Source organism: Mucilaginibacter sp. (assembly GCF_041663085.1).
GTDB lineage: Bacteria > Bacteroidota > Bacteroidia > Sphingobacteriales > Sphingobacteriaceae > Mucilaginibacter.
The window spans coordinates 1-14,639 of sequence record NZ_JBAZRC010000126.1 but is presented as its reverse complement, the minus strand read 5'-3'; the positions used below and the strand labels follow the sequence as shown (position 1 = coordinate 14,639).

The 14,639-nt window shown below is 43.5% G+C and carries 15 protein-coding genes and 1 pseudogene; 11 read left to right on the top strand and 5 right to left on the bottom strand.

Annotation, left to right across the window (positions count from 1 at the left end; translation table 11 throughout):
• Together WC615_RS18360 and WC615_RS18355 are read right to left on the bottom strand one after the other, a co-directional pair.
• On the bottom strand, nucleotides 1-149 hold a 149-nt coding region (locus WC615_RS18360), incomplete at its 3' end, for a DUF4268 domain-containing protein (RefSeq protein WP_372979522.1).
• Between the two features lie 172 nt (nucleotides 150-321).
• A complete protein-coding gene (locus WC615_RS18355) occupies nucleotides 322-2,475 on the bottom strand; it encodes a glycoside hydrolase family 3 N-terminal domain-containing protein (RefSeq protein ID WP_372979521.1) in 2,154 nt (717 codons plus the stop codon).
• Between the two features lie 99 nt (nucleotides 2,476-2,574).
• On the opposite strand from WC615_RS18355, the gene WC615_RS18350 reads away from it, so the two are divergent.
• Both WC615_RS18350 and WC615_RS18345 read left to right on the top strand, forming a co-directional pair.
• Complete coding sequence (locus tag WC615_RS18350; RefSeq protein WP_372979520.1) at nucleotides 2,575-4,092, top strand: alpha-L-fucosidase; 1,518 nt, start codon at nucleotides 2,575-2,577, stop codon at nucleotides 4,090-4,092.
• Nucleotide 4,093: 1 nt separating this feature from the next.
• A complete protein-coding gene (locus WC615_RS18345) occupies nucleotides 4,094-4,981 on the top strand; it encodes an SMP-30/gluconolactonase/LRE family protein (protein ID WP_372979519.1) in 888 nt (295 codons plus the stop codon).
• Between the two features lie 120 nt (nucleotides 4,982-5,101).
• Here WC615_RS18345 and WC615_RS18340 read toward each other — a convergent pair whose 3' ends face one another.
• Together WC615_RS18340 and WC615_RS18335 are read right to left on the bottom strand one after the other, a co-directional pair.
• Nucleotides 5,102-6,277, bottom strand: coding sequence for a glycosyltransferase family 2 protein (locus WC615_RS18340; RefSeq protein ID WP_372979518.1), 1,176 nt, complete (start codon nucleotides 6,275-6,277; stop codon nucleotides 5,102-5,104).
• Nucleotides 6,274-7,197 (bottom strand): glycosyltransferase family 2 protein, encoded by a 924-nt coding sequence (locus WC615_RS18335; RefSeq protein ID WP_372979517.1) that lies wholly within the window; start codon nucleotides 7,195-7,197, stop codon nucleotides 6,274-6,276. Before WC615_RS18335 ends, WC615_RS18340 begins: the two co-directional genes overlap by 4 nt.
• 71 nt (nucleotides 7,198-7,268) lie before the next feature.
• Here WC615_RS18335 and WC615_RS18330 point away from each other — a divergent pair, with 71 nt between their 5' ends.
• From WC615_RS18330 to WC615_RS18295, 8 genes are all read left to right on the top strand, one after another.
• Nucleotides 7,269-7,769, top strand: coding sequence for a hypothetical protein (locus WC615_RS18330; protein ID WP_372979516.1), 501 nt, complete (start codon nucleotides 7,269-7,271; stop codon nucleotides 7,767-7,769).
• A gap of 6 nt (nucleotides 7,770-7,775) precedes the next feature.
• The gene (locus WC615_RS18325) at nucleotides 7,776-8,912 is read left to right on the top strand and encodes a SpoIIE family protein phosphatase (RefSeq protein ID WP_372979515.1); all 1,137 of its coding nucleotides are present in this window, start codon (nucleotides 7,776-7,778) and stop codon (nucleotides 8,910-8,912) included.
• Complete coding sequence (locus WC615_RS18320; protein WP_372979514.1) at nucleotides 8,909-9,247, top strand: STAS domain-containing protein; 339 nt, start codon at nucleotides 8,909-8,911, stop codon at nucleotides 9,245-9,247. Before WC615_RS18325 ends, WC615_RS18320 begins: the two co-directional genes overlap by 4 nt.
• A 5-nt stretch (nucleotides 9,248-9,252) precedes the next feature.
• A complete protein-coding gene (locus tag WC615_RS18315; protein WP_372979513.1) occupies nucleotides 9,253-9,831 on the top strand; it encodes a hypothetical protein in 579 nt (192 codons plus the stop codon).
• Nucleotides 9,818-10,957, top strand: coding sequence for an acyltransferase family protein (locus WC615_RS18310; protein WP_372979512.1), 1,140 nt, complete (start codon nucleotides 9,818-9,820; stop codon nucleotides 10,955-10,957). The genes WC615_RS18315 and WC615_RS18310 overlap by 14 nt, the downstream gene beginning before the upstream one ends.
• A 133-nt stretch (nucleotides 10,958-11,090) precedes the next feature.
• Nucleotides 11,091-11,996 carry an NAD(P)/FAD-dependent oxidoreductase gene (locus WC615_RS18305; RefSeq protein ID WP_372979511.1) on the top strand — a complete coding sequence of 302 codons (906 nt, stop codon included), beginning with the start codon at nucleotides 11,091-11,093 and terminating at the stop codon, nucleotides 11,994-11,996.
• 78 nt (nucleotides 11,997-12,074) lie between these two features.
• Nucleotides 12,075-12,545, top strand: a complete 471-nt coding sequence (locus WC615_RS18300; RefSeq protein WP_372979510.1) for a response regulator transcription factor — start codon at nucleotides 12,075-12,077, stop codon at nucleotides 12,543-12,545.
• 114 nt (nucleotides 12,546-12,659) lie between these two features.
• Complete coding sequence (locus WC615_RS18295) at nucleotides 12,660-13,199, top strand: DUF4199 domain-containing protein (RefSeq protein ID WP_372979509.1); 540 nt, start codon at nucleotides 12,660-12,662, stop codon at nucleotides 13,197-13,199.
• Between the two features lie 69 nt (nucleotides 13,200-13,268).
• On the opposite strand, the gene WC615_RS18290 is transcribed toward WC615_RS18295, so the two are convergent.
• Nucleotides 13,269-14,249: a phytanoyl-CoA dioxygenase family protein gene (locus WC615_RS18290; protein WP_372979508.1), complete on the bottom strand. Its 981-nt coding sequence runs from the start codon at nucleotides 14,247-14,249 to the stop codon at nucleotides 13,269-13,271.
• A gap of 122 nt (nucleotides 14,250-14,371) precedes the next feature.
• Here WC615_RS18290 and WC615_RS18285 point away from each other — a divergent pair.
• Nucleotides 14,372-14,639 (top strand): annotated as a pseudogene (locus WC615_RS18285) (AraC family transcriptional regulator); the annotation flags it as partial.

Here is a 14,639-nt window from a genome sequence, read left to right as displayed (position 1 = left end):
TGCATCCTGAAGTAGATGTGCTTAACACCGGTTTTATAATTGATCCAGTTAGTACGCAAGCCTTCGGCAGAAAGCACTGGCCCCATGTATTGCCCAAATGCCGTCCAGAATGCCTGTTTTAACTGTGATGCCTGATCTTTAGAGTACATAGAATATTATTTTTATAAAGCCCCATGTCATTCCGAGTGAGCAGCGGGTGAGCGGGAGCGAAAGGGCGACGAGAAATCTTATACGCCATGCATTCGGAAATGCACTGAGGCTTGTCAATCGTACAAGATTTCTCGTCGCTGCGCTTCCCTCGAAATGACAGGGTTGTTATGGTTAATTGTTGATGCTAAATTTCAAACTCAACTTTTCCTCCTGCGAGTTACCGCCCAATATCAACTTATACTCACCCGGATAAAGCTTCCACTTGTTGGTAGCCAGGTCCCATTTTTGCAGTTCCCTAACGGGGATGCGAATGGTTGCGGTTTGTTGTGCCCCTTTGGCTACGCTTACCCGTTTAAAGCCTTTAAGTTCCTTTATGGGCATACGGTCAACTTTAGGATATTGAATATAAGCCTGTACCACTTCGTCGCCGTTAAAAGTGCCTGTATTTTTTACATCTATGCTGATGCTGATGGTGTCTGTAGCTTTATAGCTTGTTTTAAAGTTGCCCGCTGCAGCGTAATCAAATTTAGTAAAACTCATGCCGAAACCAAATGGATATTGCACCGGGCCATCGTAATAGCGGTAGGTGCGGCCTTTCATATTATAATCCTTATAATCAGGTAGGTTGCTAAGGGCTTTATAAAATGTAACCGGTAAATGCCCCGATGGCGAAACATCACCGAATAAAATATCTGCCAGTGCATTGCCGCCTTGCTCGCCCGGATACCAGGCCAAAATAACAGCATCGGCATAGGGGGCTATGGCTGCCACGTCAATATCACTTCCCGCTGTTATCACTGCTATAATGGGTTTCTTTACTTCGGCACGCAAGCGTTTCAGGTAAGCGATATGGCTTGCAGGTAAATTAATATCCAGCTTATCGCCACCGCCCGGAGCCAGGAAGGCATCGCCCTCTTCGCCCTCGTTAACCGGCGACAGGCCCAGCACGGCTACTGTAACATCAGCATTGCCAGCAGCCCAGATGCCACCAAAATGAGTGGTGTCGCGATTGTCGGCACCAAGGTCATACTCAACCCGGGCAGCAGGGCCAACGGCAGCGGTGATGCCTTCTACAAAATTTACCACTTTACCTGTGCCGTGGTAGTTGCCTATCAGGGCATCGTATGATGTTGCGTTTGGCCCAACAACCATATAGCTGCTGTATTTGCTTTTACTGAGGGGCAGCACATTGTTATCGTTTTTTAAAAGCACCATGCTTTGCTGCGCTACTTTGCGTGCAAGGGCAATATGCTGCGCATTATGCACGCTGTCGGCTCCATAATCATGATATGGATTAAGCGAAGCATCGTCATAAAAACCGAGTTTAAATTGTGTGCGCAGGGTGGCTGATAAGGCCTTGTCTACATCGCCAACTTTCAATAAGCCGCGTTTTACGGCCTGCATTACATCGTTTTGTAACAGGGTAGAGCAATCCAGGTCAACACCCGCTTTGATGGCCTCGGCAGCTACAATCACTTGGTCGGGCTGTGTTTTATGGCGAAGGTAAATGTCATCCAAAGCACCGCAGTCGGTAACTACATGGCCTTTAAATTTCCATTCGTTCATCAAAATATCTTTAAGCAGCGTATTGCTGGTGCAGCAGGGTTCATCATTAACGCGGTTGTAGGCACACATAATGCTTTCTACGCCACCATCAACCAGGTACTTGAACGAGTACAGGTAGGTTTCGCGGAGGTCTTTCTGATCTATTATCGCGTTAAACTCATGCCTGCCTGCTTCGGGGCCGCTGTGTACGGCGTAATGTTTGGCCGTGGCGCTGGCTTTTAAATAACGCGGATCATCACCCTGCAAACCGTTAACAAACGCGCCGCCCATGCGCGAAGTAAGAAACGGATCTTCACCATAGGTTTCCTGTCCGCGGCCCCAGCGCGGGTCTCTAAATATGTTGATGTTGGGTGTCCAGAAGGTAAGTCCCATATATTGCAGCCGCCTGCCCATCCCCGTTGAGAGGTTATATTTTGCCCTGGCTTCGGTAGATATCACATTGGATACCTGTTTCAGCAAATCGTCGTTAAAGGTAGCCGCCATGCCGATTGCCTGCGGGAAGATGGTTGCTTCGCCTGCGCGGGCAACGCCGTGCAGGGCTTCGTTCCACCAATTGTAGGCGGGGATGCCCAGGCGCGGTATGGCCTTGCTTTGATAACCTAACAGGGCGATCTTTTCCTCTAAAGTTAAGCGGGATACCAAGTCTTTTACACGGGCATCCAAAGGTTGTTTGCTGTCTTTATAAATAATGTTTTGCTGTGCGGATGCCATTATCGGCACAAAAAATATAAGCAGCAAATAACAAAAGCGAGTTTTCATATTGGCAGGATAAAAGGAATGCTAACTTAAAAGAAATAGGCCGCTCTGCCAATTATTTTGTGCTTAAATGTTACTTTAGCAATTACTAATACCGCTTAAATGAAATACCTATCGTTGCTTTTACTGTTTGCCGTATCATCGGCTTTTGCACAACAGGCCCCAAAACCTTATGGCCCTTTACCTACACAAGGCCAGTTAAACTGGCAAGAAACAGGCATGTACTGCCTGATCCATTGGGGGCCTGACACCTATACCGACAAGGAGTGGGGCTATGGAGATGAAGACCCCAAACTGGTAAACCCATCGAATTTTGATGCGATGCAGATAGTAGGCGCAGCCAAGGCAGGTGGTTTTAAAGGCATAATTGTAGTAGCTAAACACCACGATGGTTTTTGCCTGTGGCCTACTAAGACAACCGAACATAACATCAGCAAAAGCCATTACAAGAATGGCAAGGGCGATATACTGCGCGAGTACCGCGAAGCATGTGATAAACTGGGTATGAAGATGGGCGTTTACTGTTCGCCGTGGGATAGGAATAGCCCCCTTTATGGCAAACCCGAGTATGTTACAGAGGTTTATCGTAAACAGCTTAAAGAACTTTATACCAACTACGGCCCGTTGTTTATTACCTGGCATGATGGCGCCAACGGTGGCGATGGCTATTACGGCGGCGCACGCGAAGTGCGCAAGATAGAACGCTCTACCTATTACGGCTGGGATGAAACTTGGGGTATTGCCCGCAAGCTGCAGCCCAACACCGTTATTTTTGGCGATGTTGGGCCAGATGTACGCTGGGTAGGCAACGAACGCGGCCAGGCTGGCGAAACCAGTTGGGCAACCTACACACCGCATGCACCCGATGCCGGTAAAAAGCCAGGCAACGGTTATACCAAAGATTATGAAGGCACCGAAGGCCACCGTGATGGTGAATTCTGGATGCCTGCCGAAGCCGATGTATCATTAAGGCCGGGATGGTTTTACCACAAACGCCAGGATGATTCGGTTAAAACGCCTCAAAAATTGTTGAACCTGTATTACCAAAGTGTTGGCCGTGGTGCTGCGCTTGATCTGGGGTTATCGCCCGACAGGACAGGCCAGCTGAATACAAATGACGTGCAATCACTCAAGCAGTTTGGTGATGTGCTGAGAAGAACTTTTGCTGTGAATTTGGCTAAAGGGGCCACTTTAACAGCAAGTAACACCCGAAGTAACAATATGGTCAAATATGGCGCTGCCAATTTATTGGATAACAACCGTTACAGCTATTGGGCAACAGACGATAAAGTGAAAACTCCTGAATTGGTATTAGATCTGCATCAGCCTAAAACCTTTAATGTGATACGCTTGCGAGAAAATATTAAGCTTGGCCAGCGGATTGAGGAAGTTGCGGTTGATACCTGGCAGAACGGTAAATGGGAAGAAATAGCAAAGGCTACGAGCATTGGCGGGAATAGGCTGATCCGCTTGCAAAACGATGTATCGGCAAGCAAGGTTAGGCTGCGCATTACCAAATCGCCGGTTTGTATTGCGCTGAGCGATTTCGGGCTTTATAAAGAGGCAAAATTAAATGACATGGCATCGTTAATGGATAACAGCAAACCCCCTGGATTTTAAGATGAAATATGGTATAGCGTTAAGCGTTTTTTGCTGTTTATCTGTGTCGGTTTTTGGCCAGGCAAAACCGCTGTTTGATGCTAACAAAACGCCGCAGCTTATATCCGAACAGTTTGATTTTACCGAAGGCCCTGCGGTGGATAAAAGGGGGAATATATTTTTTACCGATCAGCCAAATAATAAGATCTGGAAATATGATACCGATGGCAAGCTTTCTGTTTTTATGGAGAACGCAGGTCGCGCCAATGGTACTTATTTCGACCACGAAGGCAACCTGATAGCTTGCGCCGATGAACATAACCAACTATGGCGCATTAAACCGGATGGTAAAGTAAAAGTGCTTTTAAATAACTACGAGGGTAGTCTGTTTAACGGTCCCAACGACCTGTGGGTGGACGCCAAAGACAATATTTACTTTACCGATCCATACTACCAGCGCGATTACTGGACACGCCAAAAAAGTGAATTAAGCAGCCAGATGGTATTTGTATTGATGAAGGGCAAAAGCAAACCTACGGTATTGGATAGCATGATAAGGCCAAACGGCATTGTAGGCACGCCGGATGGCAAACATCTGTATGTATCGGATATTGGTGATAGTAAAATATACAAGTACACCATAAAACCCAACGGCCTCTTAACCAACCGTCAACTATTTATAGCCAATGCCAGTGCAGACGGTATGACGCTTGACGACTGGGGCAACCTGTATTTGGCAGGGAAAGGGATCACCATATACAACCCTAACGGTGAACAAATAGCTCATATCGATATCCCCGAACCATGGAGCGCCAATGTTTGTTTCGGTGGTAAGAGCAGGGATGTGTTGTTTATTACAGCTTCAAAAGCTATTTATACTTTGAAGATGAATGTAAAAGGGGTGGAATAGGTTAATCAGCATATTTCCGCACGTCATTGCGAGGAACGAAGCAATCTTCGATAGAAAAGTTTGTGACAAGCACGTCGAAGATTGCCACGCTATCGCTCGCAATGACATGGTGAATCCCGCTCATATCTTTCGCTGTGCCTTTTCCCAAACCGAGCTTTGTTGTGTGGTAAAGTAACGGATAATGCCAGCCATTACCGCATAGTTCATCACGCAGAAGTAATAAGGGATGAAAAGTATTTTGATCCGGATTTGGCGCTCTTCCATAATATAGCCAAAAATGGCCAGGCTATAAAACAATACCTGCCCTGCAAAAAGCAGCTCATATACGAGCCCTTTACCGGCAAATGCCACGGCAAAGTTGGTGATAAAGGCCAGGATTAAAAAGAAAGGGGTAACCGTCCACCTTAATACGCGGTGACTAACGTATTGAAACGATAGTATTGGGAATTTAAACGGTAGCAACAAGCTCTGTAAACGCAGTATGGATTGTATGCCACCCGCCGCTATACGGATCTTACGTTTTAATTCTTCAGATACATTCTCCGATGCAGTTTCTAACGCGTAGGCCTCGGGCTCATAAATAATGCGATAGCCTTTGGCAGCTATCAGCATAGATATCATAAAATCATCCAGTACGGTATCGGCAGGTACGTCCTGGTATAAGTTACGCCTTACGCTGAATAATTCGCCTGCGGCACCTACAACCGAATACAACTCCGAGTCCCATTTTTTTAAAGCCGACTCATACTTCCAGTAAAAGCCTTCGCCTGCGGCGCTTGCATCGGCACTGGCATCAATCTGCACACGCTTTTCGCCTGCTACGGCGCCAACTGTTTTATTGCTGTAGTGGCGGCAAATGCGGGTAATGGCTTCAGTGTTTAAAAATGTGTTGGCATCAGTGAAAACAACAACTTCGGTATCTACATATTCCATTGCGCGGTGTACAGCGGCAATTTTACCGGCGCGTTCGGGGCGGTGCAATAGCTGGATTTGCGGGTGCTGGGCAATGATTTCGGGTGTCTTATCGGACGAGCCGTCCGTAACAAAAACAAATTTCAGTTTGCCCGCAGGGTAATTTAACTGAAGGCTGTTAGCTATTTTTTGTGCAATGAAGTGCTCTTCGTTATAAGCCGCTACAACAAGCGTGCAGGTAGGCAGGTCATTATCGGCAACAACAGGCAAAACAGGTTTGCCTTTAAAAATTCGTTTTATTTTGATGATAAAGTACAGCAGGAAACCGTACCCAACAAAGGTGTAAAACGCAATGAAAAGGCTTATCCAAAAAGCAATTATCATGAAACCTTATTAATGGTAAAGCCTAAGTCGGTACTGTGTTTTTTGTGGGTAACATTCCACCATATTGCGCGAAACAGGATGTTAATAAAATTATACCTTTTATCTTTTATATAACGCACCAGGTTACGCGGAACCACCATCAATACAAAATAAATGTAAAATATAAATGCCTTAAACGCAGGCGCGTTATGGCGTATAAACAGGATGCGGTTACGGTTCATAAAGTACTCTTTAAAAGCACTATTCTTTCCCACCGTCATTGATTCCTTGTGGTAAATAACAGCATCGCCCCGTACCCATGCATGGTAGCCCGATTTATTGATGCGTTCGCCCCAGTCAACCTCCTCGTAATAAATAAAGAAGTTATCGGCCATCAAGCCGGCCTTTTCGCAGGTTTCTTTCTTCACCATCATAGCGCCGCCGTGGCAGTAACCGGTTTGGCCAAGCAGGTTGTCGTACTGGCCAACATCTTTTTCGTTTTTACCAACGGCCTGGTTGCGGCAGGTGTAATAATCAACCTGGGTAAAACCAACGTACTGGATAATGCTCCTGTCGAAATCATACACCAGTTTTGGCGATATGATGCCAACCTGCGGGTGCGTATCTAAAATATCAACCAGCTTTTGTACAAGGCCGGGAGAAAACTCGGTGTCGTTATTCACCAGGAAATAATAATCGCCGGTGGCTTGCGCAATGCCAATATTATTACCGCCCGAGAAACCTAAGTTGGCTTCAGACCGTATAAACCTAACATCGGGATATTTGCTTGTCCATAACGGGATAGGGTTTACGGTACTGCCATTATCAACAACAATTACCTCTAAATTTTCGTAAGTATTTGTTTCTGCTATTGATACTAAAAGTTCTTCTGTAATTTTATCCTGGTTAAAATTAATAGTGACAACAGATACCCGCTTCATATAAAATAATTAATGCCTTTTAAACGGTATAATATTAGTAAAAGTTAAGCATTTTATAATCATTTAAAACTTTGAAGGATAAACAACCCACCAGCGAAGCCGAATTATTAGAACAAAAAGCTGATGAATTAGTGGCTTTACTTCAAAAAGGGGTGGTAGATGCTAAACGCGCTAAAGCCATTCAGCAAAAAATAAATAAGGCCATTGATGAGGCCTCGCTACCTAAAACAATTGAAGCTTTTAAAGAACTTGATGCCGGGCAGGACAGGCTGGGGCTGTTGAACGATTTTGAGATGCTGTTATCGCAGCACCAGTTAGATACCAATGTGTCAAAAAAATACCTGAGCCATGAGCGCATTAAAAAAATGGTTGTAGCTATTATAGGCATCACCATGATAACACTGGGGATGGCTATGATCATTATGCCTGCGCCACCGTATTTTGAGATGTTCACCATATTTCATTTTAACCCCAATGATGGTGTAACCCTCATGGACCTGATAGCCTTGCTTATTGTGTTTACTGGCGTATATTTGTTTTTAAACGCTCTGTTAAAAAAACGAAGCGCATAACCCGCCATGGCTGTATCAAAAAAGATCCTTTTGGTTGATGATAACCCACTTGTATTAGAGATGATGGGGCGTGCATTAAGCAAAGAGGGCTTTTATTGTATGAAAGCTAATTCGGCCGACGAGGCAATGGCGATACTGGGGCTGGAGCGCCCGGATATTATCCTTTCAGATTATCATATGCCAGATGTTGATGGCTTCGCTTTCAGGCAAAACCTGATAGCCATGCCTGGGTATAAAGATATCCCTTTTATGTTCCTGACATCTGAGGATGATAATGAGCTGATGTTGAAAGGCATTAACCTGGAGGCGGTAGATTATATTTTGAAAGATACACCGCTGCCGGTTGTAGTAACCAAAATCAACAACTTTTTAACCACCGTGCGCGAACAGCATGAACGTACCCTAAAAGAATTAAGCGTGGCAGCCATGGCTCTTAACCTACATTCGGTACCGCAAAGGTTACCGGTTATAAAAGGCTTTGAGGTTGATTTTTGGCATAAATCCTTCCAAAATTACCCGGGGGGAGATTTTATAGATTTTATCAAAATTGATGAACGTTACACTTTTATTGTTTTAGGGGATGTAATGGGCAAAAAATGGGGGGCATGGTATTTTTCGTTCGGGTTTTTAAGTTATATCCGCGCAGCTGTGCGCATCTGCATAGCCGAGGGGAATTTCTCTACTAAAAGCATTCTGCAAAAAATAAATGCAGTAGTGTATCATGATCCTGTGGTTAATGATGTGCTATCCAGTCTTTCGTTGCTGATGGTTGACACTCTGGGGGCATCGATAACGTATTCGGGTGCCGGCGACCTACCACTGCTTTATTATAACACGGTAGATAAAAGTTTAAAACAAATAGGTTCATCTGGTATGTTATTAGGACTGATGCCCGATGGCGATTTTGATGAACAGGTATTAAAACTACGCACAGGCGACCGCTTGTTTATATTTACCGATGGTATAATTGATTTTGAAGATACCAATGGCAAAAAAACAGACTATAATACTTTTACAGAGGCCGTAAAGCCTTACTTAGGCCAGTCGTTTGCAGCGTTTAAAAAGAGTACATTTTTACAGGGCAAAACGGTTGCGCATATTGATGATTGCAGCCTTATCCATTTACAAAAAACAGATCAATGATATTACTAACCAATATTTATAAAGATGCTTTGATAGCCGGTATACAGGTTAAAGAAGCTAATTTAACGGTGTCTGATGCTTTTAAAGACGAAATGACGGCGCTCTTAGATAAAGGCAACAAATACATTATTGTAAATTTTGAAGGTGTGATATATGTAGATAGTTCATTCCTTGGTGCACTGGTATCCTCATTAAAATATGCCCTGGCTAACCAGGCCGAAATTGTTGTTGCAGGCTTAAATAAGGATGTAGCCGGCTTATTTCAGCTTATAAGGCTTGATAAGGCATTTAAAATATACCCATCGGTAACTGAAGCGGCCGAACGCAAAAGCTGACAGCTATGGCGAACACAACCACACAAAAATTTGTATTTAACAACCAGGCTGATGGCCTATATCCATTGGTGACTGATGTTATGGCGCACATCACCCAACAACAAAAAACAGACGAGGATACGATAACCAAATTAAAGCTGGTATTGGTAGAGTTCCTAACCAACTCGCTAAAACACTCGGGCGCGGAGGAAACTACCATCGAAATTACTACAACGGGCAATCAAATAACTATCAGAAAAACAGACAGGGGTAACGGGCTGGCTATACGCTGTAACGGGAATTTACTAGAGTGGCCATTGCCGGGTAAACACCATGCCAATAGGGTACTTACTGTTTATGCCAACGCTGATGCTATTTTAAAAGCCAAATTGACAAACAATTGCGGCCTTCAGTTTTTTATTGAAGAAACAGAACAAACCGGGCAGCTTGATATTAATACATTAACAGAGCATTTTGGGTTATTGATCATCACCCGTGCCTCCAACACATTTGCGTATGAATTTGATATTGATAGTTGTACAAATAGTTTTACGGCATCTGTAACCAGTATGGGTGTAAAAATAAGCATGTATGCAAAGTCATAACCCAACTACTACAGCTGCAAAAAGTCTTGTTTACTTCTCCAATTTAGATGGTGTAAGAGCAATAGCCGCCCTAATGGTAGTGGTATCACATATTGAGTATCATAAAACAAATTTTGGCTTGCAACAATTGCCCTTTAGCCTGCAAAACTTTGGCAAAATAGGGGTAACTATATTTTTTGCCCTTAGCGGGTTCCTGATCACTTATTTGTTATTTGTAGAAAAAGACAAATTTAAAAAGGTAAACCTTAAAGATTTTTACATCCGGCGCATCCTGCGTATCTGGCCATTATATTTCCTGGTGGTTATTGTCGGTTTTTTTATATATCCCGCTAAAGGATCATCAAACGCGTTGTGGTTGAGCGTGTTTTTTTTACCCAACCTGGCTTTTTGTTTAAAAATGCTGCCAGCCATATTCGATCCGATATGGTCTATCGGCACTGAGGAGCAGTTTTACATTTTTTATCCGCATATATTCAAAATAAAAAAGCCCGAAAATATCCTTAACGCGCTAATCATCATAACAGGTTGTTTGATCATTCTAAATATTGTGGTGCGCAACCTTCCCGAAAGTAATAGGTTTGCCGCAAATTTAAGCCTGTTTTTATACTACGCCCGGTTTGATAACATGATGGTGGGGGCAATTGTGGCTACGCTTTACTATAACACTAAACATCCGGCATTTATATTCAGGTTTCAGCATGTTTTTAACTGGGTGTTTACGCGCCGAGCTCAATGGATCTTAACAGGTGCTTTTTTTATATTTATTCACTTTTATTTAAAGCACGAAATACCGCAGGGTGATATGGTTATGGCCGTAATAGCGGCTTTGCTAATTGTAAATTTATGCGAACCAACCACCAGTTTATATACAATTGGTAATAAGCCTTTACAATACATGGGCAAAATATCTTATGGTATATATCTTCTGCACAAATACCCGTTGTTCCTGGTGTTTTATCTGGTTGAAAAGTATATGCATGGTAGTAATTTGATCATTCAAAACCTGGTTATTTACGTGGCAACAATAGGAGCGGTAATTGCGCTGGCATCTATCTCTTACTTCGGTTATGAACGTTATTTTCTGCGCATAAAGCGGCGGTTTCAGAAAGTGATTTCGCAGAATTAATAGCTATTTTATCTATCCTGTTTTTATATCATGTGAGTTTCATCTTTTAAATCATTAAATGCAACATTGATGCAATTGACTTATTTTAGCCTCATAAATAATGATTTTTATAACTAATTAAATCCATGATATTTTGAAAAAGACCCAATACGAAGTAATTATAATAGGCGGCAGTTTTGCAGGCCTATCGGCAGCAATGGCATTAGGCCGGTCAGTGAGAAGAGTTCTAGTAATAGATAATGCCGACCCGTGTAACAAAAAGGCTCCGCATTCGCATAATTTTTTAACGAATGATGGTGCAGCCCCAGCCGATATAACCCTGGCAGCCCGACGGGAGCTAGCCGCTTATAAAACTGTAAAGATGATGACCGATACAGTTGAAAATGTTGTTCAGATTGATGAAGGGTTTAAAGTAACAACCACCAAAGCACAAACATTTACAACGCAAAAGGTGCTCATTGCAACAGGTTTAAAAGATATTATGCCAAAAATACCAGGCTTTGCCGGATGTTGGGGTACATCCATCATTCATTGCCCATACTGCCATGGTTATGAAGTTTACCAGGAAAAACTGGCTGTTTTTGGTAATGGCGACGAGGGTTTTGAATTTGCAAAACTCATTAACAACTGGAGCAGGAATGTTACTTTGTTTACCAATGGTGTATCAACGCTTAACCCAGGGCAGGAGCAAAAATTAAAAGAACATGGTATTAACATTATTCAAACCAAAATTAACGCTATAGATTGCGTTAATAACCAGGTGCAGGCAATTAAATTAAAAGATGGCACCGAGTATGCAATCCAGGCAATATTTGCGCGTGTGCCGTTTAAACAACATACTGATATCCCTCAACAATTGGGCTGTGCTTTAACAGAGCAAGGCCATATACAAACAGATAACTTTTGTGCTACAACCATTCCCGGTGTTTATGCAGCCGGCGATAACAGTTCGCCTTTGCGTGGTGTTGCCAATGCCGTAGCCAATGGTATGATGGCCGGAGTTTTTATAAACAAGGCGCTTATTGAAGAACAGTTTTAATTACTAATCTTTACCGTATCCTTTTAACTTTTTGAATTACGCCATAAATTACCTTATTTTAAGACACAAATAGGGTAAATGACAGTGAACTTCCTGGCACGTAACCGTTCCGTTTTAATTTATGGCGCATCGCTGGCTGCTTTATTGTTTTTAATGAAGTGGTTGGAGTGGCGTTTCCTTATCGCAGATTACGCTGTCGAGCTTTACGGGGGCGCATTGGCTATTGTATTTACCTCCCTGGGTATTTGGCTGGCTGTTAAATTAATGAAGCCAAAAACAAATACCGTTTTTGTAGAGAAGGAAGTTGTCGTAAAAACCAATGATTTTATTTTGGATGAGCGGGAACTCACCCGCCTTGGCTTAAGTAAGCGTGAGCTTGAAGTACTGCAACTAATGGCCGAAGGTTTAAGTAACCACCAAATAGCCGAACGCCTGTTCGTTTCCCTCAATACTATAAAAACACATTCGGCCAAGGTGTTTGAAAAGCTGGAGGTACAGCGCCGCACCCAGGCGGTAGATAAAGCCAAAAAACTAAGGCTGATACCATAAAAGCCACTCACGCTTTAGTATTAAAAAGACTTATATTTATAAAATCACCCTAAAGTATGAGTGCAAAAACAACCTGATACCTCAACTTTGAGCCATAAACTTTAAAAAGATCACATGAAAAAAACTGTAATTAAATTTGGGCTGATAGCCGGGCTTATAGCTTCGGCATGGATGGTTGGAAGTATTGCCTGGTGCCATGAAACAGGCACGTATGAAGGCAATATGATAATGGGGTTCGCGTCCATGATCATCGCCTTTTCGTTAATGTTCCCCGCGATAAAGAACTATCGCGACAAGCAGAATAATGGCGTAATAAGCTTTGGTAAGGCGTTCAAAATGGCATTCTTCATCGCCTTAATAGGTTCAAGTATGTATGTGGCTGCCTGGTTAATAGATTATTACTTTTTTATTCCTGATTTTATGGAGCGTTTTTCGCAGCAACTCATCCAAAAATCGCAGCATAGCGGTGCAAGCGCAGCAGAAATAGCTGCCAAAATAAAAGAAATAAATTCGATGAAGAGTATATACGATTCCGTTTTTGGCGTAATACTTTATACATATATGGAGATATTACCGGTAGGTATCATCATCGCTTTAATTACGGCGCTTATTTTAAAACGTAAAACAAATAGCGGTAACGTGGCAGTAGCCTGATCAATATCAGCAGGTAAAGTTAAATATACCAAGGAACGCCCGGGATCTATTCCCGGGCGTTCCTTTTATCTACCATTTATCCAGCCCCAGCAATTTCCTGCCCAGGGGCGATAGCTCAGCAACCGGGTTCTTTTTCTCGCGTTCCATCGGGTCGCCGGGGAAGGCGTAGCCCTGCATGGCTTCACGGCTTCGCCAGCTGTTGATGCGCCACTGCCTCAGCTCTTCGTTTTCTTCCTGTGCGGGCATCATAGATATGTATTGCGCCACACGTACCTTATTGCCGCTTGTATTGGCGCGGATGCCATGTGGCTCCAGGCTGTTAAATATCAGCAGGTCGCCTGCTTCCAGTTTTACCTTTTCAATGGTAAAGCCAGTGGTATCGGGTTTGTAATGGTCGCGGTCATCTGGTTGGGTGAGTTTCCAGGTATCGTAGGTGCGGTATAGCTCGGGGATGCATTGAAAGCCGCCCATGGTTTCGTCGGTTTGGTCGGCCAGTGCCAATACGCCCTGTACGTTTTGCGGGCGGGTTTCCGGGTCGTAATCCCAGTGGATAAAGCCTTTATACTCAAAGCCCGGCCGCAGCGGGAAGTTCAGGTTGGCGCGGTCTATTGTTACCCAAAGCTTTTCTGTTCCCCAAACATCAGCAAATGCCTGGTGTACTTTTTCCATCTGGCGGTTATCCCACATGTATTGCTGGTTATAAATTTCTACCATGCCGGTGTTATTCAGCTCGGCCATTTGCATTTGGGCATTTGGCCTTTTGTACCAGGTATCTATATCGTTTTGGTCTTTGCCTTCATACTCCCACAGGTAGTCGGCCAATTTTTTTACCTGATCTTTTGGTACGGCGTTTTTAATGATCACGTAGCCATTATCCACCCAAAACTGCCAGTCGGCTTCGCTTAAAACCTGTAAGGGCTTGCCGTTGCTACGATCGTTTAACTTTATTTGGCTTGATGTTGCCGTGGATGGGTTTCCCGGTATTACTTTATGAGCTTCGTTAGCTTTCATGGCCGGAGCCATAGTGGGTGTCATGGTTTCTGTTCTCATTATTTTATTGGTTTTAATAATTCAAAGGTAGCGGGCCAATGGGGCGCATATATCCTCTATAGTGACCAATATTTGCTCTGTATTGATTTATTGTTTAGCTTTATTTATTATTTTTTAACAACATGGCGATAAACGAGATTCAGTTAGAGCGGGTAGATTTTGAACCGGGCAAATCCTTTAAGCTGTTTTCGCCGCGTTTACGCAATACCTTTTTATGGCATTATCATCCCGAAGTTGAGCTGGTTTATGTAGAGGCCGATGCGGGTATCAGGCACGTAGGCTCGCATATATCCGGTTATACGCAAAGCGACCTGGTGCTTATAGGCGGCAATATCCCTCACCTTAATTTTGATTATCGCCTGCGTAGCGAATACCACCAGATAGTGATCC

What these genes read in the sequence shown, in the direction of transcription:
- WC615_RS18350 (WP_372979520.1), top strand. Translation starts at nt 2,575, where the DNA reads ATGAAATACCTATCGTTGCTTTTACTGTTTGCCGTATCATCGGCTTTT.
- WC615_RS18340 (WP_372979518.1), bottom strand. Translation starts at nt 6,277, where the DNA reads ATGATAATTGCTTTTTGGATAAGCCTTTTCATTGCGTTTTACACCTTT.
- WC615_RS18325 (WP_372979515.1), top strand. Translation starts at nt 7,776, where the DNA reads ATGGCTGTATCAAAAAAGATCCTTTTGGTTGATGATAACCCACTTGTA.
- WC615_RS18315 (WP_372979513.1), top strand. Translation starts at nt 9,253, where the DNA reads ATGGCGAACACAACCACACAAAAATTTGTATTTAACAACCAGGCTGAT.
- WC615_RS18320 (WP_372979514.1), top strand. Translation starts at nt 8,909, where the DNA reads ATGATATTACTAACCAATATTTATAAAGATGCTTTGATAGCCGGTATA.
- WC615_RS18345 (WP_372979519.1), top strand. Translation starts at nt 4,094, where the DNA reads ATGAAATATGGTATAGCGTTAAGCGTTTTTTGCTGTTTATCTGTGTCG.
- WC615_RS18300 (WP_372979510.1), top strand. Translation starts at nt 12,075, where the DNA reads ATGACAGTGAACTTCCTGGCACGTAACCGTTCCGTTTTAATTTATGGC.
- WC615_RS18310 (WP_372979512.1), top strand. Translation starts at nt 9,818, where the DNA reads ATGCAAAGTCATAACCCAACTACTACAGCTGCAAAAAGTCTTGTTTAC.
- WC615_RS18335 (WP_372979517.1), bottom strand. Translation starts at nt 7,197, where the DNA reads ATGAAGCGGGTATCTGTTGTCACTATTAATTTTAACCAGGATAAAATT.
- WC615_RS18295 (WP_372979509.1), top strand. Translation starts at nt 12,660, where the DNA reads ATGAAAAAAACTGTAATTAAATTTGGGCTGATAGCCGGGCTTATAGCT.
- WC615_RS18355 (WP_372979521.1), bottom strand. Translation starts at nt 2,475, where the DNA reads ATGAAAACTCGCTTTTGTTATTTGCTGCTTATATTTTTTGTGCCGATA.
- WC615_RS18290 (WP_372979508.1), bottom strand. Translation starts at nt 14,249, where the DNA reads ATGAGAACAGAAACCATGACACCCACTATGGCTCCGGCCATGAAAGCT.